At 43.0% G+C, this 18518-nt stretch carries 20 protein-coding genes and 1 pseudogene; 4 read left to right on the top strand and 17 right to left on the bottom strand.

The features are described 5' to 3' along the window. Positions 1–4: 4 nt before the first annotated feature. Positions 5–406, bottom strand: a complete 402-nt coding sequence (locus EWV68_RS14530; RefSeq protein WP_061433013.1) for a sll0565 family protein — start codon at positions 404–406, stop codon at positions 5–7. A gap of 72 nt (positions 407–478) precedes the next feature. On the opposite strand from EWV68_RS14530, the gene EWV68_RS14535 reads away from it, so the two are divergent. Then, on the top strand, positions 479–760 hold the full coding sequence (locus EWV68_RS14535; RefSeq protein WP_002735085.1) for a DUF6439 family protein: 282 nt from the start codon (positions 479–481) through the stop codon (positions 758–760). Here EWV68_RS14535 and EWV68_RS14540 read toward each other — a convergent pair. The 11 genes and pseudogenes from EWV68_RS14540 to EWV68_RS14590 all read right to left on the bottom strand — a co-directional run bounded on the left by EWV68_RS14540 (position 757) and on the right by EWV68_RS14590 (position 9764). Then, positions 757–1158: an ATP-binding protein gene (locus tag EWV68_RS14540; protein ID WP_061433012.1), complete on the bottom strand. Its 402-nt coding sequence runs from the start codon at positions 1156–1158 to the stop codon at positions 757–759. The genes EWV68_RS14535 and EWV68_RS14540 overlap by 4 nt on opposite strands. A 341-nt stretch (positions 1159–1499) precedes the next feature. Next, a complete protein-coding gene (gene rlmD, locus EWV68_RS14545) occupies positions 1500–2867 on the bottom strand; it encodes a 23S rRNA (uracil(1939)-C(5))-methyltransferase RlmD (protein WP_287170224.1) in 1368 nt (455 codons plus the stop codon). 2 nt (positions 2868–2869) lie between these two features. Further along, positions 2870–3322, bottom strand: coding sequence for a DUF29 domain-containing protein (locus EWV68_RS14550; protein WP_287170225.1), 453 nt, complete (start codon positions 3320–3322; stop codon positions 2870–2872). 56 nt (positions 3323–3378) lie between these two features. Further along, positions 3379–5118, bottom strand: a complete 1740-nt coding sequence (locus EWV68_RS14555; protein ID WP_002798228.1) for a helicase HerA domain-containing protein — start codon at positions 5116–5118, stop codon at positions 3379–3381. 282 nt (positions 5119–5400) lie between these two features. Continuing rightward, positions 5401–6312: a 2-carboxy-1,4-naphthoquinone phytyltransferase gene (gene menA, locus EWV68_RS14560; protein WP_287170226.1), complete on the bottom strand. Its 912-nt coding sequence runs from the start codon at positions 6310–6312 to the stop codon at positions 5401–5403. Between the two features lie 190 nt (positions 6313–6502). Further along, a complete protein-coding gene (locus tag EWV68_RS14565) occupies positions 6503–7075 on the bottom strand; it encodes a Uma2 family endonuclease (protein WP_061433010.1) in 573 nt (190 codons plus the stop codon). Positions 7076–7208: 133 nt separating this feature from the next. After that, a pseudogene (locus tag EWV68_RS14570) lies at positions 7209–7397 on the bottom strand (hypothetical protein); the annotation flags it as partial. A gap of 16 nt (positions 7398–7413) precedes the next feature. Beyond that, entirely contained in the window at positions 7414–7986 is a 573-nt protein-coding gene (locus EWV68_RS14575) for a Uma2 family endonuclease (RefSeq protein WP_061433008.1), read from the bottom strand. Between the two features lie 46 nt (positions 7987–8032). Further along, positions 8033–9046, bottom strand: coding sequence for a WD40 repeat domain-containing protein (locus tag EWV68_RS14580; protein ID WP_061433007.1), 1014 nt, complete (start codon positions 9044–9046; stop codon positions 8033–8035). 36 nt (positions 9047–9082) lie between these two features. Then, entirely contained in the window at positions 9083–9325 is a 243-nt protein-coding gene (locus tag EWV68_RS14585) for a DUF5678 domain-containing protein (RefSeq protein ID WP_061433006.1), read from the bottom strand. A gap of 7 nt (positions 9326–9332) precedes the next feature. Further along, the gene (locus EWV68_RS14590; protein WP_287170227.1) at positions 9333–9764 is read right to left on the bottom strand and encodes a DUF29 family protein; all 432 of its coding nucleotides are present in this window, start codon (positions 9762–9764) and stop codon (positions 9333–9335) included. A gap of 302 nt (positions 9765–10066) precedes the next feature. On the opposite strand from EWV68_RS14590, the gene EWV68_RS14595 reads away from it, so the two are divergent. Next, positions 10067–10324: a type II toxin-antitoxin system HicA family toxin gene (locus tag EWV68_RS14595; RefSeq protein ID WP_194017201.1), complete on the top strand. Its 258-nt coding sequence runs from the start codon at positions 10067–10069 to the stop codon at positions 10322–10324. Continuing rightward, positions 10299–10520: a type II toxin-antitoxin system HicB family antitoxin gene (locus tag EWV68_RS14600; protein ID WP_287170228.1), complete on the top strand. Its 222-nt coding sequence runs from the start codon at positions 10299–10301 to the stop codon at positions 10518–10520. The genes EWV68_RS14595 and EWV68_RS14600 overlap by 26 nt, the downstream gene beginning before the upstream one ends. Positions 10521–10608: 88 nt before the next feature. Here EWV68_RS14600 and EWV68_RS14605 read toward each other — a convergent pair whose 3' ends face one another. The 5 genes from EWV68_RS14605 to EWV68_RS14625 all read right to left on the bottom strand — a co-directional run bounded on the left by EWV68_RS14605 (position 10609) and on the right by EWV68_RS14625 (position 15368). Further along, positions 10609–11985, bottom strand: a complete 1377-nt coding sequence (locus EWV68_RS14605; RefSeq protein WP_287170229.1) for an MlaD family protein — start codon at positions 11983–11985, stop codon at positions 10609–10611. 247 nt (positions 11986–12232) lie between these two features. Continuing rightward, positions 12233–13012: an ABC transporter ATP-binding protein gene (locus EWV68_RS14610; RefSeq protein WP_061433001.1), complete on the bottom strand. Its 780-nt coding sequence runs from the start codon at positions 13010–13012 to the stop codon at positions 12233–12235. Between the two features lie 27 nt (positions 13013–13039). Further along, positions 13040–13672: a 2OG-Fe(II) oxygenase gene (locus EWV68_RS14615; protein WP_287170230.1), complete on the bottom strand. Its 633-nt coding sequence runs from the start codon at positions 13670–13672 to the stop codon at positions 13040–13042. Between the two features lie 194 nt (positions 13673–13866). Next, complete coding sequence (locus EWV68_RS14620; RefSeq protein WP_287170231.1) at positions 13867–14805, bottom strand: DNA-methyltransferase; 939 nt, start codon at positions 14803–14805, stop codon at positions 13867–13869. Then, positions 14802–15368, bottom strand: a complete 567-nt coding sequence (locus EWV68_RS14625) for a hypothetical protein (protein WP_061432998.1) — start codon at positions 15366–15368, stop codon at positions 14802–14804. Before EWV68_RS14625 ends, EWV68_RS14620 begins: the two co-directional genes overlap by 4 nt. A 225-nt stretch (positions 15369–15593) precedes the next feature. Between EWV68_RS14625 and pheT the strand changes: the two genes are divergently transcribed. Further along, entirely contained in the window at positions 15594–18029 is a 2436-nt protein-coding gene (gene pheT, locus EWV68_RS14630) for a phenylalanine--tRNA ligase subunit beta (protein ID WP_287170232.1), read from the top strand. Positions 18030–18518 lie beyond the last annotated feature (489 nt).

Genomic DNA, 18518 nt, shown 5'->3' on the forward strand with positions numbered 1-18518 from the left:
TTAATCACCCCGTGCAGGATCGCAGAATCCAACCCAGTAAGACTCCGATACCACCAAAGCGGACAATTTGCCAAAAAACCTCCCCCAGCAGTCCGCGACGGATTCCTTCCCAGAATAGGCGCTTTAATTCCCCTTCTTTGAGTAAATTGCTTTCTAAAATTACCTCTAATTCTTGAATCTGTTCGCGAATTTGTACCAATTCCTTTTCTAGTTCAGGTAGGGGATTTTCCCGCCATTGGGGTTCTATTTGGCTAAATTGTGCCTCTAGGTCTTTTTTTTGCTGTTCTGCTTCGTTGATCTGTCGATAACGGTCTTTTAGTGCTGCGATCGCCGCTTCGACTTCTTCAATCGCTTGGGTAAATTCCGCCGATTCATCGTTAGGGTATGGGTTTTCTTCTAAGGACATGGACTCGATCCGATTGCCTGCGTCTAAACTATAGTTATAGACGATTTTACGGTTTTACGAAACCTTTTGATTATGATTCCATCCCCTGTCTCTTCCTCATCTCAGACTGTTGATGATCTATCTACCCTGGAATTGGCGCGGATTTTGGCGGAACGTTTGGCGATCGCACCGATTGACTGGCATCGTCTGAAGGCTAACCGTAATGCTCGGGCCGCCGAACAATTAGGGACGGCTTTGGTGTTTTTATTAGATAATCAGCCAGAAGAAGCACTTCCTCGGCTACAACAGGCTACAGGCTGGCTCGATCGCTCGATTTCTGCTCCTCCCTGTCCTTCTCACGGTCACGGTCATTAATTAAACCAGCGTTCCTGTTTAATTTGTTTACAAAGTTTCAGTTGGGTTCCTTTTTGATTCCAGTGAACTTGGTCGAAGATTTGATATAACATACACAGTCCTCGGCCATTTTCCGCTTCTTCGGGGGGAAAATTGGGACAATCGCAACTACAGCCATGATGGGGACAACGGGGGGTAAATCCACAACCTTCGTCGGTAATTACCCAAGAATACTCGTCTTTACTGCTGGAAAAGTGAACGACCACGGTTTTACTGGGATCGAGATGATTGCCGTGTTTAGCGGCATTAACTAAAGCTTCTTGCAATCCTAATCTAATTTCTGGTTCTAATTCTTCGGGAATACTAGCGGTCAATAAATCTAAAATCGGACAAAGATACAAGGTGGAAGCGAAACTCATGGTGTTCCAGCTTCGTTTGCTTGTTGGCAGTGAAATAGCAATCACGCGCTTTACCTCTAGCTTTTATTCAATGACTGTTCTCTTACAGAAAGATTAAGGTCTCTTAACCGTCGATCTAGATGATTGCCATACCTAATGAGTCATATTTTATCCCTTTTCTTTCTCTGAGATTGATTAGATATTTTTATGATTGATCTACAAACCAATCGAGAATCAAGGCCACTTTGAGCGGGTAATTAATCAAAAAAGTAGTTGATTGGAACGGTCTTTAATATGCTATTATCCTTACCCATTGACTTTTCAGCCATAAACGGCTAAAGTGTCGGGTTTTTCCTCCTATTTCATCCTACCATATTCGCTGTTTTTTGTCTAAGAAAAGCGGCGCATTCGACGTGGGGAGTTTGGGGAAAGAAATCAGCTGTTTGCACTTCTAGCAGTTGATAATCGCCTGTTTTACAGAGATATTGCAAGTCTCTGGCTAAAGTTGCACTTTGACAACTGATATAAACAATGCGTTGACTTTGCAGCCGTAACAGACTATCGAGGACAGATCGATCGCAACCTTTGCGGGGCGGATCGAGTAGAATAATGTCGGGTTTAACTGTCAGTTGCGGTAAAGTTTTTTCTACTGCCCCCAAAATAAAAGTTGTGTTGGTAATATTATTTAATTGGGCGTTAATCTTGGCTCGATCGAGGGAAAAGCTATAGGATTCTAGTCCAATCACCTCTTTAACCCGTTTAGCGAGGGGTAAAGTAAAAGTACCGATGCCACAGTAGGCATCAATGAGAATTTCTTCACCTTTAAGGTCTAATTTCTGACAAATAACCGCAAATAAGGCTTCAGCAGCCTCTGTATTAACCTGAAAAAAGGTATCGGCAGCCAATTGATAGGTTAATCCGGCGAACTTTTCGGTAATATAGTCCCTTCCGGCGATAGTTGTGGTCTGAGCGCCAAAAATAGCATTACCTCGCTCGGGGTGATAATTCACGGTTACACCGACTAAATTGGCGTATTTTGCCAGCCATTGCTGCGCCTGTGCCTCAATTCCCTGTAAATTATTATCGGTACTAATCAGGGTTAATAAAATTTCTCCCGTGTGGCGGCCAATTCTTAGGGATAAATGGCGTAATTGTCCTTGGTGGGTCTTTTCATCGTAAATTGACCAGCCTTGACCCTGAATATCCTGTTTTATCTCTGCTAGAAACGGATTTAAAGCCTGATCTTGAATCGGACATTGATTGAGATTAATCAGATGATGGCTGCCGCGACGATAATAACCTGCTTGCACATTGCCGGTGGGGGAAAATCCGAGGGGATAGGTAGCTTTATTGCGATAAGCGAGGGGAGAATTACCGGTGAGGGGAGGATAAACCAAAGGATCGGTAAACCCGCCAATTTTGGTTAATACCTCTTGTACTTGCTCTTTTTTGACCTGAAGCTGAAATTGATCCTCGATGTGTTGCCATTGACAGCCACCACATTTATCGGCGACGATGCAGCGGGGCCGGATACGATGGGGAGAAGCTTGGAGAATAGTTTGTAGTTTGCCGATCGCATGACTTTTTTTGATATAGGTGATGCGAGTTTGAATGCGATCGCCAATGACCGTATCCGGCACAAAAATCACCTGTCCTCGGTATTTTCCCACACCTTCGCCCGTATGGTTGAGGTCGGTAATCTCGATCTCGATTAAATCACCTTGTTGCATAGTTAGGGAAACCAGTTTTCAGCCAGGGTTTCTGCTGGGGTAATAATGACTTCTATAGGAATTTCTTGCTTGCTCAATTTCGAGACTATTTGCCTAGCTTTTCCATAACAAGAATCGAAAATTTCGAGGAGATAAGGTTTTAAGCTAGGACTGTCTTCCAGCAGATCGGCAATTTGAACTCGAAAATTAATAATTGCCGCTTCCCATTTATTAGCATTATACTCTCTTTCCGTCTGCCAATAAATTAACTTGAGCAGATGAGCTAATAATTGAATTAACAAACTTTTGAGAGCGTGTCGATTATTTTTTCCCATGCTTGCTAATTCCTCGATCAGATTAGTCCAGTCAACCGAGGCAAAATCCTCCTGTCGTAATTGGTTAACGGTTGTCTCGATCCATAGCTGAAAATCTCGATCGTATAAGCTGATCTTCGAGATCGGTATTTGAGCGGTCATGGGAGGTAAACAGTAAAAACAATCCAACTCTATTCTACAATCAAAAATTAATTTTTCTAAAATCCTAGATCGGCTTTGGCAATTTTGGCCGCCGCTAATACTTCCTCATCGGGTAATTCTCGCCAGTCGGTCGCACCTATTTCAGCATAGAATTTTTGATCGTAGGCGCGAGTACGAATTACTACCGGCATAGGGACCGCATGACCTAAAACTAAAGCTTGTTGTTTTGAGTCTAATTTCGCTAAAACTGATCGCAAACTTCCCCCTCCAGAAACCCCGGTAAATATGGCTTCGATGTCCTTTTCATCGTTTAATAAACAGGTGATTCTTGTCCCTACCTGAGACATAACTTCGTTATCAATTCCTGAAGGTCTTTGATCGACAATTAGGAGAGTAACAAAGTATTTTCGCATCTCCCTGGCGATGGTTCCAAAAATAGTTTGATGCACCACGGCAGAATCTAAAAATCGATGAGCCTCTTCAATGGTAATCACTAACTGTTGCGGCCGATCAACGGGGTTTTTAGTTTGTAAAAAATATTCAGCTTTTTTCACATAATTAGCATGAATCCGACGGGTGATCATATTGGTGGCTAACATATAGGAAAGCATATTACTTTGGGAGCCAAATTCAATGACAACGTGCTTACCTGCATCTAAAGCTTGTAAAACCTGATCGATATAATTGTGGGGACAAACACTTCTTAAATATTTCAAACTATCTAGACGCATTAATTTTCTCTGGAGGGACATGATTGATCCCGCATGGCCTTGTTTTTCCGTACAGAAGATTTTAATATCCTCGTTACTCATATTTAATAACTGAGTAATCCAAGATTCTCCATACTCGTTATAGAGAATATTGGCATTATCTAAACTAGCTTCCGAGATACCTAATTCCCGACCGATTAAACGAATATCCTCGATTTCAATCTGATTATAACTTAAGAATAATTCCTGCGCTCCTCGTACTCCCCGGCGTTTGGTAGAATCGGGATCGAGGGTATAAATTTCCACCTGTCCGGGGAATAATTGACATAATCCTTTCACCGTAGAAACATCCTTCCCTTCTTTCATCGCTTCCCAACCGTATTCCGAGTGCATATCAAACATGAGGTTAACCCCTGCTTGTTTGCGAATAATGCCCGAAATTAGTAATCTGGTTAAAAAGGATTTTCCCGTCCCGGATTTGCCAAAAACACCGTTACTACGTTCCACAAAGCGATCGAGATTAATACATATTGGCACGTCCATGTCAAGGGGTTGACCAATAGCAAAATTCTTTCTGGTGGGATCATCTTCCCAACCGAAAACCATGCGAAAATCCTGCTCACAAGCTTCATAAACTTGGCTAAAATGGGCGGGAATAGTTTTAACTGGCAGTAATTCTAAATCGGCGCTAGTTTGGGGTTGAAAAGAGCCTAAGGAAGTGTCAGAAACTGCCGGGGAATTACCTCCAGTCGGAGTCAGAGAGACCCCGGCTTGAAAAGCCGGGGCTTCCTCTGACTTCGTAAACATGAGCATAGGTGATAGTTCAATAGTACCATAAGTACCGCTACCCGCCAAAACATCGCGCATAAAACTATCATCGGGATGGGGAGGATTCGCGATAATCCGGGGACTAGAGTTACCCAGGGAGACATCGGTGAGGAGACAGAAAAAACGCGAGCGAGTGCCTTGCACCACCAAAAACTTACCGACGCGCATATCTTCCACGGAAATATCCGGATAAAGACGGATTTCTAAACCTTCACTCAGGGAACCTTGAATAACCGATCCGAGGGGTTGTTCACTCATGCTAACCTTTATTTGTGGCGATCTATCTCCCTATTCTGTCACTTTTCCGTTAATAAGTGCAAACTTGATCGGGTACAGTCATCAGTGATCAGTAAACAGTAATCAGTGAACTTAAAACTCAAAACTAATAACTGATAACTGATAACTGATAACTGACTAAGGCTGAATCCGCCGTATTAAATACTTCCCACTTAATACATACTGCACACTTAAAACTCAAATCTGATAACTGATAACTGATAACTGATAACTGATAAAGGGGTTTAAGAAAAAAAATCGGGTTTATGAACGGGAAGCAAGGAAATAACCAAGGGAGAAGAGAATGCCACTAAAAAAGTGAAGATTAACCGCTATAAACTTGCAGTTACTGACTAGCTGAGGTTGGTCGTGATTTTGGTTAACGTGGTTGACTAATTGCCAAGCGAAAGGGAGACTAAGGAAGATTAAAAGAGTGAGAGGGGGATAAACTTGCAGCAGGACAAAAACTACCGTTAAAACGTAAACGAGAACCGTGACTACGGTTAAAACTCTAGAACCTTTTAAAGTACCCAAACGGGCAATAGGTGATTTTTTACCCGCTTTGAGATCATCGGCGACTTGATGGAAATGGGAACAAAAAAGGATGATAGAAGTGGTAATCCCGATAATAATTGAAGCGGCTAGACTAGAGAGAGAAAAAGCACCGACTTGGGAATAGTAGGCAGCGGCAATCGCCAAGGGTCCAAAAGTAAAGAAACAGATAATTTCACCTAATCCTTGATAACCGAGACGGAAGGGAGGCCCTTGATAGGTATAGCCCAAAAAACAGCAGAGGGCGATTAATTCTAGGAGCATCCAATCGCCTCGCCCATAACTAATAGCAAAAATACCAGCGATGCCTAATAATAGAAAAAGATTACTCAGCCAGAAAATTAAAGATTTGTTACCGGTTAAATTAACAATCGAATGGGCCTTATTGACATCTATCCCAGTATCGGCATCAAAAACATCATTGCTGAGATTTAACCAAGCGAGAATTAAAATAGCTGAGAGGATAAAAGTGGCAAAAACCGGGGGAGAAAATAGACCTGTTTCCTGATAAGCGATCGCTGTTCCCAGAATAATCGGTATAATTGCCACACTATACATTGGTGGTTTAATGGCTGCTAACCAGAGTTTTTGGCGCGAGGGAGTGGTGACAGTATCGGTGGTCATAGTTAAATAGGATTTGCTGAAAAAGTTTTTCCTAGTAGTAGGGTGTAGGGTGTGGGGTTTTACCGATTTTTAGGGGGTCAATTAGCCAATTTTCAGGGAAAAAGTCCCTAAATTTCCCCTGACTACTGACGACCGACTCCTATTTTGATTTTTACCAGAGGTCTGATCATACCTCGGTTTTAAGGATATTTTACTCAAAAATGGAGATAAATAGACTAAAGCCGGGTAAGACATCCTCTCCGCTTAAATTAGCCGGTAGTTCCATAATTTCTACGGGTTGCTGAGGACGATAAATTTCCACTTGTTGTTGTTGAGGATTAACTAGCCAACCTAATCGCAAACCACTGTGGAGATATTCCCGCATTTTAGCTTGAATTTCTGGGAGGGAATCGCTACGGGAGCGCAGTTCAATGACGAAATCGGGGCAAATAGGCGGAAATTTCTCCTGTTCTTCTCGACTCAGAGCTTGCCAACGGGTTAAACTCACCCAAGCGGCATCGGGAGCGCGATCTCCGCCCTTCGGTAAACGAAAAATCGTCGCCGAACTAAAGACTTTACCCAATCGGGTTTGACGATTCCAGATACCTAAGTCAATGATAAAATCGGCTTCTCGGTTGCCGCTAATTCCCCCAACAGGTGGCATGACAATTAATTCTCCTTGAACGTTTCTTTCCAATTGCCAATCTGGGTTAACTTGACAGAGACAGTAAAACTGCTCATCGCTGAGATTGACTGTATCTAAGTTTAAAATCACTGCTGCCATGGCTATATTTCGCCCTAGAAAACACTCTAGTCTTAATTATAGTCAATTAGATTCCCCGCCACAGTGCGATCGCACTGTCCCGATCTCCAGTGACTAACCAACGACCATCTCGACTGGCAACCATTCTTAAGATGTCGGTTTGGAACTCAATATGTAAGATTAATTCTTCTGACTCCAAAAAGATTAAACTATCGGCTCTTATCGGCTCTAATGACAACTCTGAGGGTTTAATTTCGGTTAAATCCAAAGGTTTACCTAATAACCAAGTGGCTAAATCTCTCGAATATTCCAGGGCGATAAATTTACAAGTAGAATCATACATCAGTCTTGACTATATTTTACTCAAAAATAGAGATAAATAAACTAAAGCCCGGTAAGACATCCTCTCCGCTTAAATTAGCCGGTAGTTCCATAATTTCTACGGGTTGCTGAGGACGATAAATTTCCACTTGTTGTTGTTGAGGATTAACTAACCAACCTAATCGCAAACCACTGTGGAGATATTCCCGCATTTTAGCTTGAATTTCCGGGAGGGAATCGCTACGGGAGCGCAGTTCAATGACGAAATCGGGACAAATAGGCGGAAATTTCTCCTGTTCTTCTCGACTCAGAGCTTGCCAACGAGTTAAACTCACCCAAGCGGCATCGGGAGCGCGATCTCCGCCCTTCGGTAAACGAAAAATCGTCGCCGAACTAAAGACTTTACCCAATCCGGTTTGACGATTCCACAACCAAAGTAAACTAATAAAATCGGCCTCTCGGTTGCCGCTAATTCCCCCAACAGGTGGCATCACAATTAATTCTCCTTGGGCGTTTCTTTCCAGTTGCCAATCTGGGTTAACTTGACAGAGACGGTAAAACTGCTCATCGCTGAGATTGACTGTATCTAAGTTTAAAATCACTGCTGCCATGGCTATATTTCGCCCTAGAAAACACTCTAGTCTTAATTATAGTTAATTAGATTCCCCGCCACAGTGCGATCGCACCGTCTTGATCTCCAGTGACTAACCAACGACCATCTTGACTGGCAACCATTCTTAGGATGACGTTTCCCTTTAGAGTATTCAAGCGCCGACGGGTATTAACATCCCAAAATTTGACAGTTCCATCCCCGGAAGTGCTGGCCAAAACTTTACCCCCATCCAGCAGCGCCATATCAGTTACAGCGTCGTTATGGGCGAGAATAGTAGTGGTGCCGATGCCGCTTTTCACTTGCCAACTGCGGATCGAACCGTCTTGACTAGCAGTACCGGCGGTATTACCATCCTTGGAAAAAAGCACCCGATAAACGGGGAATAAATTACCCGCATAGGCCCGAATAAAGCGACCGGTACTCACTTTCCACAGTTTAACGAAGCCATCGTAATCGGCGCTAACAATTCCTTCACCATCGGGACTAAATGCGATCGCCTGAATCGGATGATTATGGCCGCGCAGGGTTTTTAACAGTGTACCCGTCTGAAAATCCCAGAGTTTAACTGTACGATCCCAGCTACCCGTAGCCAAAATTTTGCCATCGGGAGAAATAGCGGCATCGGTAACGAGAAAAGCATGGCCAGGATAGGTCATTTCTAATTTTCCCGTGCGCGTATTCCAGCGTTGCACTTTTCCCCCGGCATCGGCAGTTACAAAAGTCTCACCATCGGGACTAAATTGGATAGCGTTAACAGTATCTCCTAGTTGCCAAGTCCTGAGAGGTTTTTGGGTTTTTAGGTCCCATTCCCTAACAGTGCCGTCAAAACTACCACTCAGCAGCAGGGAGTTATCGGGACTAATGGCTAAAGCATAGATGGGATCCTGATCGGCTTTTAAAATAGTAACCCGTTCGACCATCTGCCAAGGAACGATTTCTGCTAGGGGAGACGCTTGCGGAGTGGTGGTTTTCTCTTTTTCCTGATTGACTGCACAACCACCAGATAGCAACAGCAGCAATAATAACGATAACGTCGGTTGATAAAGGGTTATTTTCATAGAATTTTGCCGTTGTCAAAATCATCTTAAACTACTTTAAACTTGAACTGGTAAGATTTGAATAGAATAACGACAACGAGGAACAAGATAAATGACAAATTCTTGATTGGTTGTGTTGGCTTCTTCCAGAACATTCTGTAAATTTTCACCGTGAGCCATCACTCCTTTTTCATTATAGGCAATGTATTGATTTTTATACAAATCAATCACGGTGTCACGATTTTTGTTTAACCAACGTAACATTTCTTGGGCTTGTTTTTGAGAGATTGAGTCTGTCATAATCTTTCTAGGGAGAGACGTTTTTGATGAGAAGGAAAGCATCACTAATCAGTTTATTTTTGTCAATTATAGCTTCTATTTGCTCCGATTGATAACGACCTGCTTCGACTTCTAAAGAAGCGGCATCCAAAGCATTAAGATAAGCATCGTTTAAAGTGTCTGTTAATTCCTGATCACTTAAATAATATCCTGCCGCTTTTCGGCGTTTATTGTGGCGTTGAATTTCTCGGACACTATTGCGAATGGAGACATCCCAAGAACGAGTGGTTCGGTTTTCTGCCTGTTGTTTAATTAAATGAAGTAATAAGATAACAGCATAACCACGAATGGTGCTAATAATCCCATTTTTGCTCATATCTTCAAGGTCTTCTACAATCGCCAGTGAACCTTTAATATCACCTTTTAAGAGCAAAGCTTTTAATTCTAAAAGTTCTTCCATAATCCAATTTCTTCCCCAAATACCCCTTAATTATATCTTGCCACAAGTTTCTCTATCCCAAAGCTCATTTAAGGCCATCTTGAGCAAAAAATTAATCATTTTTTCATCTAGTTTGAGGTTTTCTGTGCTATGCTGTGGTTGTTTATCTAAAAATGGAGTTTTTAATTATGACTCAAAAATTAGCAAAACTGATTGATTTGCGGGTATTGTAGCGGCGAATTGCATTCTATCTCTGATGTATAAATGCGATCTCCTTCTTTTAACTTTAAGCTAAAATAGATTGAGTTCGTTGTGATCGATCGATGGGAAAAAAAGAAAAACTGCTAGAAAAGGCCAAAAACTCGCCTCAAGGATTACGTTTTAGCGAATTTGAGAGTTTGCTTAATCTTTGCGGTTGGACTTTTGACCATCAAACAGGAAGTCATCACATTTGGTATTCATCTAAGAGAGTCCGTCTATCTATTCAACCGACAAAAAACGGTGAAGCGAAAGCTTATCAAGTTAAACAATTTTTAAAAATACAGGAGGAAGAAAATGAATCCAACCACCGAGGATTTTAACGGTTTTAGCATTAATATCTTCCAAGATGAGGAGGGAGATTGGATAGCATACTTAGTAGAAATGCCTAGCGTTTCCGCTTTTGCTGATCGCCCCCAAACAGCACTCAATCAATTAATTTTAGCTTGGGAAGGCGTTAAAGAAAGTTATCGTCAACATGGTGAAGAAATTCCTCATTTAGCTATGACAAAAAATTAGGCAAACTGTTGTGTATTGAAACTGGGTCTTGAAAAATTTAGTACAAATGCTCGGACTTTTTTTTCCCAACCCCTAACCCCAAATTCTGCTACTCAGATTCAGGTTTCTTAGCGTCTTTTTCTGGGGTATTAGGGGCGGGATTTGGGGCTATTGTCGCAATTTGGGCGGCCATTCTTGTCATTGCTTGACCTTGGGCGAATTCCTGCTGTAGTTGTTCGCTAGAAGAAACCAAACGACTTAAACCCTGAATTAAACGGATAATTTCCTGTCGCAGTTGCGGATTACCGGTAATTTCATCCACATCCGAGGTGATTTTCTGAAGATTGGCAAAAGCGGCGCGAGAGGAGTCGAGGAGTTGCTGTAGGGTGACAACAGTGGCAGGATCGGAGAGATAGGCGGTAAAGTTACCCAAATTTTCACTTAATTTAACAGCATTTGCCGAAATAGTGTTTAAATTATCGATAATTTGGCTTTTCTGCACTTCCGTCAGGATCGGATCCAAAGCAGCGAGAGTAGTTTGTAGGCGATCGCTAGTAGTTTTGATACTATCGAGAGTGGCAATTAAACGATTTTGATTAGCTGCCAAAAAAACCCGCAGTTCTTCGGTAGTTTGTCCCACCAAAAGCAGCGTTTTTCGGGCCTCCACTAGGGTAGCGTCTAAATTTCTCAGGCCGCCACTTCCCTGTAAACTTCTCAGTAAAGTAGTCGCTTCCTGACTCAATCCCCCGACACCGGAAAGATCACTAGAAAGGCGATCGAGGGAACCGGATACTTGGGGTAAGGATTCTAGGGATCTCATCCCCGAATTAACTTTACCTAGAGTACCGCTGCGACGAACCTCGCTTAAAGCGGTGGTTGCCTCACCACTAAAGCGATCGAGTCCCCCCAAGGCATTGGCAGCGCGTTGAGTAAAAGAACGAAATCCAGCCACCATATCGGGATCACTAACTAGATTAGAAATTCTCAGTAAAGATCTGATCAAGGTATTGACATTTAGCGCCGATTGCCCTTGTAAACGGGAACCGTTACAGATAATCACCTCCCCATTGCAGTTAGGACTCAAAGGGGGTTCTTTAACACCACCGACGGGTAAAGCTTGCAGGGGAGTAATATCGATCGTGGTTTCACCCACTAAACCGGATTGAATGGCTTCGATGAGGGAATTACTGGGAATTAGGCGATCTGCTGGCGAAATCTCCACTTCTACGGCGACTCCCTCCGGTTCTGGGGTAATTGCCGTCACTTGCCCGATTCTCACTCCCCGATAACCGACGCGGGTTCCCACCATCATGCCACCCACATTAGGAAAAAGGAAGCTGGCGCGATAACTGCGTCCCCCGAAGCTAAAATTACTTAACCAGGCGATAAACCAGATTAATATTCCCCCCGATGTCAGTAACATTAAACCGATACCACTTTGCCGCAGAGTTGGGGAAATCCCTCGTTGTGAACCGCCAGCTTCCATAAATAATTACTCCTCATCTCTAAACAGTATCTTACAGGAGAAATCGGGGGATTTCAGTGATCAGCTTCTGAAGGCAAGAGTCAAGGAGTCAGTATTCAGGAGTCAGGAGATTATTTTTATTTGTTCTCCCCATACCCCAATTCATAATTCATAATTCCCCCACTTCCCCATCACCCCACACCCCACACCCCACACCCCACACCCCACACCCCACTTCCCCATCACCCCACTTCCCTCAATTGACTGATCACTGAATTGGTCCGTCGATACTGCCAGTAAAAAATTGCTTGAGTACGGGGATTTCGGAGTGATAAGCCTCTTGAGTCGGCCCAACCCATTGAAATTGACCTTTATAGAGAAAAACGATGCGATCGGTGGTATTTTCGATGGTGCTGTGGACGTGGGTGACAATGAGATGGGCCCCACAGGCTTTTTTTACCTTGAGAAGTTCCATAATTACCGTCTGGATGCGGGTAGAAGCGACGGGATCAAGTCCGGCAGTGGGTTCATCGTAAAGGAGAATGTTCGGTCGATCGGCGGCGATCGAGGGATCGCTGATAATTGCTCTGGCTAAACTGACGCGTTTTCGCATCCCTCCGGATATTTCAGCTGGATAGAGGTCGTAGGAACCGGACATTCCCACTAAATCGAGTTTTTCTTCCACTAAATCCCGGATTTCGGCTCGTTTTAGCTTTGAGTGGCGATAGAGAGCAAAACCGACATTTTCCCCGACGGTGAGGGAGTCAAAAAGGGCCGATTGTTGGAAAACTAGACCAACACCGAGGGGATCTTCCCCCTGTTCTACGGTTCTCTGCCGTTTTGTGCCGTAGATGTACACTTCTCCCCGATCGGGGGCCAGTAATCCGGCGACTAAGCGTAAAATCGTCGATTTTCCCGTCCCGGAAGGACCGATCACGCCGATCGCTTCCCCTTCGTACACTTTCAGATCGACGTTATTTAAGATTACTTTCTTGCCGAAAGCTTTGGTTACTCCCCTTAATTCGACGATCGGTTCGCGCATCACCATCTAGAATATCTTTACAAAAATGCCCTTTTATTGTAGGGCAATGACCCGATCTTTCTTTTTTTTCTTTTCTGGTTTCATGGTTCGCGATTCTATCTGCATTTCGGGAATCTCTCGCAATTCTTCGGCATCTAAACGATATTGTTCGCAGACAAGACTGAGACGAATACCGGAACAGCTAACGGGATTAACTGAATGGGTGAGATCTCCTTGAAAGAGGATCAGGGTGTTAGCACAAGGACGAATCTGGGCCACGGAACGATTGCCTGTTGCTAGTACCAGTTCCCCCCCTTGAATATCTTTAGGAACCTGCACATAAAGGACGCTAACTAGGAGCGGGGGATCGATTGTTTTACAATAGGAGCGCAGGGAGCGATCGATATGGGGATCTACCCGTGAACCGGTTTGTAGGAGTAAGGGGTTAAGATAAAAAGCGTTGCAGTCAGCTTGTAAACTGCGATCAAGATAGGGTTTAAAATAGGGAAACATTCGTTCAACTTCGCTGATTTGTGTGCGTCGAAAAGCGATGGAAAAGCCTTTGGTTTTAACGAAATCTCGATTTAAATTGTTAACTGTGAAGTGGGGACAAGCGAGAATCTGTCCTTGTAGTTCGCTCAGATAACTGGGAGTGAAAGCGTCGGGATATTGGGAATAGTAAGGCACGGATAGAATCGCAACGGGATGGCAATCTTTAGGATAGCTTGTTTTTAGGGGAGATGGGGATAATTTTCCCAGAAGTGTTCTGTCTGTGTGTATTTTAAGATAAGAGCTTGACTAACTCTCCTTAATTCTCCGAGGGATTTATTGTCGAGCCGATTTTCTACCGTAGCGGTTATTATTGTTAACTTTTTGATTGACTAATCAAATACCTCAAATTCCTGGCCGATCTTGCCAAAATATTCCCCCAAACGTTGTTGAATGATATTAATATACTGATATTCAATTTCAATACCAATAGTCTGATAACCTAATTCTAGAGCGGCAATTAAAGTTGTACCCGTTCCAGCAAAAGGATCGAGAACTATATGACTGTTATCCTGTGGTAGAAATAACTCGAGCAGTTTTCTAATCAATGATAAAGGTTTAATCGTACAATGCTCATCAAAATTTTCATCCCGTCCTTTAGAAAAGCCCTCTAAAATATTGGATTGAAAAGAGCCGTCACTTAGTATAGCTTTGAAGGGACCTAATCCAGTCATTTGTAGAGTTTCAATATAATTGTTTTTTAGGGGCTTCTGCACAATAACTATAGCTTCCCATTCATTTCTCAAGCAAGTATGCCAACCTTGCCATTGTTGGGCATTAGTATCACCAATTTTGTCAAGTTTTTTCTCAATATTTAATCCTTTAGGAATGCCTGAATGTCGTCTATAAACCAGCACATCTCTAGCATAAAAACCGGCATTTTCAAGAGCAATCTGAATATGAGCCAGTGTTCTTGTGCTACTAAAAACAGCGACAACAGCCCCGCTTTTACAAACACGCATTAGTTCCTTTGACCAATCTGTTGCCCATTCAATATAATTGACCACATTTTCGCGATTGCGTTGATACCAACGCTCATTGCGAACCCCACCAGCTAACCCACTTCCATAGGGAATATTTTTTACCAGTGTGGAACTGTTTTGAATGCGTTCTCTGCGTCTTTGGATTTCATCATGATCCCAATTTCTGCCAATGAACTCATAATTATAGGGTGGATCTGTGATCACACAAGATATACTAGATTCTTCTAGTAAAGTGAGAATTTCTCTACAATCACCGTGCAGAAGTTGCCATCTTTTTGAGATATTCATCGGGCAATATAAAACTCCTGTGTTTCAGAAAATTTATCAAAAGCTTTCAGCAAATCGAACCCACTGCGATCAAGTATATAATCAAAACTTTGTTGGCTCTGCAAAACAGTCCAGCCCCCCAGATGACAAGCTTTAATCGCTGCTGGTAAGTTATCCTCTCGCACAATCAGTAAAATAGGTCTAAGTCCTCTTTCCTGTAATAGTTTTCCATACTGTTTAAACTTTTTAAGTGTGCCAGAATCTCCCGAACCAATTCTATATTTAGCATCAATGGCATCTCTACCTAAAATGCAGTCACAAGGTTGATCATCTGCAATCTTTAAAGCCGGTTGATAATCTAAACAATTAGCCTTAAAAACTTCTGTCACCAGACGTTGCCAACACATTCCTAGTTCCCTGCCCCAATACTGACGATTTTCCCTTTTTAAACTAGGAGTAATTCCAAATACCCTCATAAGCGAATCATAATCATCATTTTCTTCTCCATAGATTTTGTCACTAAAAGAACTTTGGTATTGTCTCAAAATTCCCTTGAGGAGGTTTTCTATTTGATCGGGTGGCATCAATAATCCTTTTTGATATAGATAGCTAACTACTGATTATCTCCCCAAATTATCGGTAATCTGTTCAAAGATAATATCACCCTTGGCCAAGGAAAATGAGCGGTTATTTACACAGTCCTTCCATCCTCCCCCTAACATTTTAACAGCCGATCGTCCCTAATCTCTAAATCATTGACTACCCACGGTTTACAATAGTTAAGAACCAACGGCAAGCAAGAATTAACGATGCGGATTTCGATCAACTGGTTACGAGAATTAGTCAAAATAGCCCAATCTCCCCAAGAATTAGCCGAATTATTGACAATTGCGGGAATAGAAGTGGAAGAGATCGAGGATCGCCGAGAATGGGCAAAGGGTGTGGTTATTGGTAAAATTATCGATCGCCAACCCCATCCCAATGCAGATAAACTAAGTGTCTGTCAGGTGGATATCGGTCAGGACAACCCTAGTACAATTGTCTGTGGTGCGCCCAATGCTAGGGCTGATATTCTAGTTCCCGTGGCTACTTTGGGAACTCATTTACCAAAAATCAATTTAACGATTAAACCGGCTAAATTGCGGGGGGTAAAATCGGAAGGGATGATCTGTTCCCTCGCAGAATTAGGATTAACTAAGGATTCTGAAGGAATCCACATTTTTAGTCAGGAAAATCTCCCTTTAGGTACAGATGTTCGTCCCCTTTTAGGACTCGATGAGGTGATTTTAGATATTTCTCCCACCGCTAACCGTGCCGATGCTTTGAGTATGATCGGAGTCGCGCGAGAAGTGGCGGCTTTGACAGGAGGAGAATTAAGCCTACCAAAAGTGAAATTAGGGGAATTTTCCCCTAAAAAAGATTTAACGCTGGAAATATCAGAAAATAAAGCCTGTCCTGCTTATATTGGTACGGTGATCGAGGGGGTAAAAATTGGCCCATCTCCGCTATGGTTGCAACAGCGTTTACAGGCTGCCGGATTGCGATCGATCAATAATGTGGTCGATATTACTAATTATGTCCTCTTGGAGTGGGGACAACCTTTACACGCTTTCGATCGCGATCGTTTACAAAGTTTTGCCGGAGGTAAATCCGTGACTATTGGGGTCCGTTTTGCCGAGGAAGGGGAAAAAATTATTAGCCTTGATGGTCAGGAAAGAAGCTTAAAAGAGCTTAATTTATTAATTACTGCCAATAATAAGCCGGTAGCTTTAGCGGGGGTGATGGGAGGTCAAGATACAGAAGTTAACGAGGAAACCGTTAATCTTGTGCTAGAGTCGGCTTTATTCGATCCGATCGCTATCCGTCGTTCCTCAAAAGCGCAGGGTTTACGCAGCGAATCTTCCGGACGCTATGAACGCGGTGTTAATCCCGCCGCTTTGGAATATGCTTGTCAAAGGGCGATCGATTTGATTCTAGAGTTAGCTGGGGGAACTGTCAGCAGTCAGGTTAAAGCTGATTATCGCGCCGAACGGTCCAGGGGTTCGATCGAATTGCGTTTACAACGTTTACAGCAGCTACTGGGTCAAGTTACCCTAGATAATGGTGCGATCGGTGAAATTCTCGCCGAAGATGTGGAACGGATTTTAGGCAATTTAGGCTGTGAATTGCAGTTAACCTCAAAAAATCCTGTTCTGTGGACTGTGACAGTGCCAGACTACCGTTATCGGGATTTAGAACGGGAAATTGACTTAATTGAAGAAGTAGCGCGACTGTACGGATATGATCGCTTTGTCGATACTTTGCCAGCAAAAACCGCAGCCGGAGGATTATCCTTTGAGGAAACTATACAGCGTCGGGTACGGGAAGCTTTTCGAGCAGTCGGTTTGACGGAATTAGTCCAGTATTCCCTCGTTAAACCGGAATTAGCGGAAGTTGTCCTCGCTAATCCCCTTTTTGTCGAGTATTCTGCTTTGCGGACTAATCTCCTAGACGGTTTAATCGAAGCGTTTGAGTATAATCAGTCTCAGGGTAACGGTTCCTTAAATGGCTTCGAGATCGGGCGAGTTTTCCGCTTAGAATCGGATAATATCAACGAATACGATGCAATTGCTGGCATTTTTGGCGGTGATTTCTTCCCGGCCGGACGTTGGCTGCGATCGGGTAAAGAGGTGGCCATGACTTGGTATGAAGCAAAAGGGATTTTAGAAGCAGTATTCGATCGCCTTTCGCTGACAGTAAGCTACGAAAAAGATGCCGAAGATGCGCGTTTTCATCCCGGACGAACAGCATCTTTATGGATTGGCAAACAACGCCTAGGTATATTCGGTCAACTACACCCGCAATTGCGTCAGCAAAAGGGATTAATTGAGGCAGTTTATGCCTTTGAAATCCAGTTCCCGCTCCTGTTAGCAACTCTTAGCGATAGTGCCAAAATTACCCCGCGTTTACAGGTCTATTCTACCTATCCGGGGGCTGCGCGAGATATTGCCTTCTTTGTTTCCACAGATATACCCGTAGATAGATTGACAAAAACTATCAAAAATGCTGGGGGAACTCTTTTAGAAAAAGTCGAATTATTCGATCGCTATCAGGGGCAGAATGTGCCAGAAAATCATTGTAGTTTGGCCTTTAGTTTAGTCTATCGTGCCAGCGATCGAACTTTAACCGATGAAGATGTGGAACCCTTAATGACAAAAGTGCGAGAAGCTTTAGTTAAACAGTTCCAAGTTTCTTTAAGAAGTTAAATTCAGCGATCAGTTAACAGTTATCAGACATCGCCCTTATAAGTAGGGTTTGCTGAAAAAGTTTGTTGGTGGGGTTAGGAGTCTCCGAGTCGGTCGTCGGTCGTCGGGAGTTTCAGGCTTTGTTGCCCTCTCTTTTTTGTACCAAATGACGTACTATATTAAGGATAATGCAAGGTTTTTGATGGTCCCAATCCGATTTTCGCAGCATGAACATCGGATTTTAACAGGTCAAAAGCCTTATTTTAAAAGGGTTTTACCATTATTCAGCAAACCCTAAGTAGGTAGGTGTTAAAAATTATCAGATGCCCCCCTTATCAACTATCCATTAGTCAGATCTTTCTTAACAAAAAGAGAAGAAACTTAAAAAAAAGGGAAACGATTGATAGGTATAGTTTTGAAAGAAGGAATTAAGGTGGAGGTAAGCAAAAAAATGGAGAAATGGGCAGCCCAAGAATTACAGTATGCAGACCTAGGGGACACCAGAAGAAA

This window comes from Microcystis sp. M_QC_C_20170808_M9Col, assembly GCF_007095495.1.
GTDB lineage: Bacteria > Cyanobacteriota > Cyanobacteriia > Cyanobacteriales > Microcystaceae > Microcystis > Microcystis aeruginosa.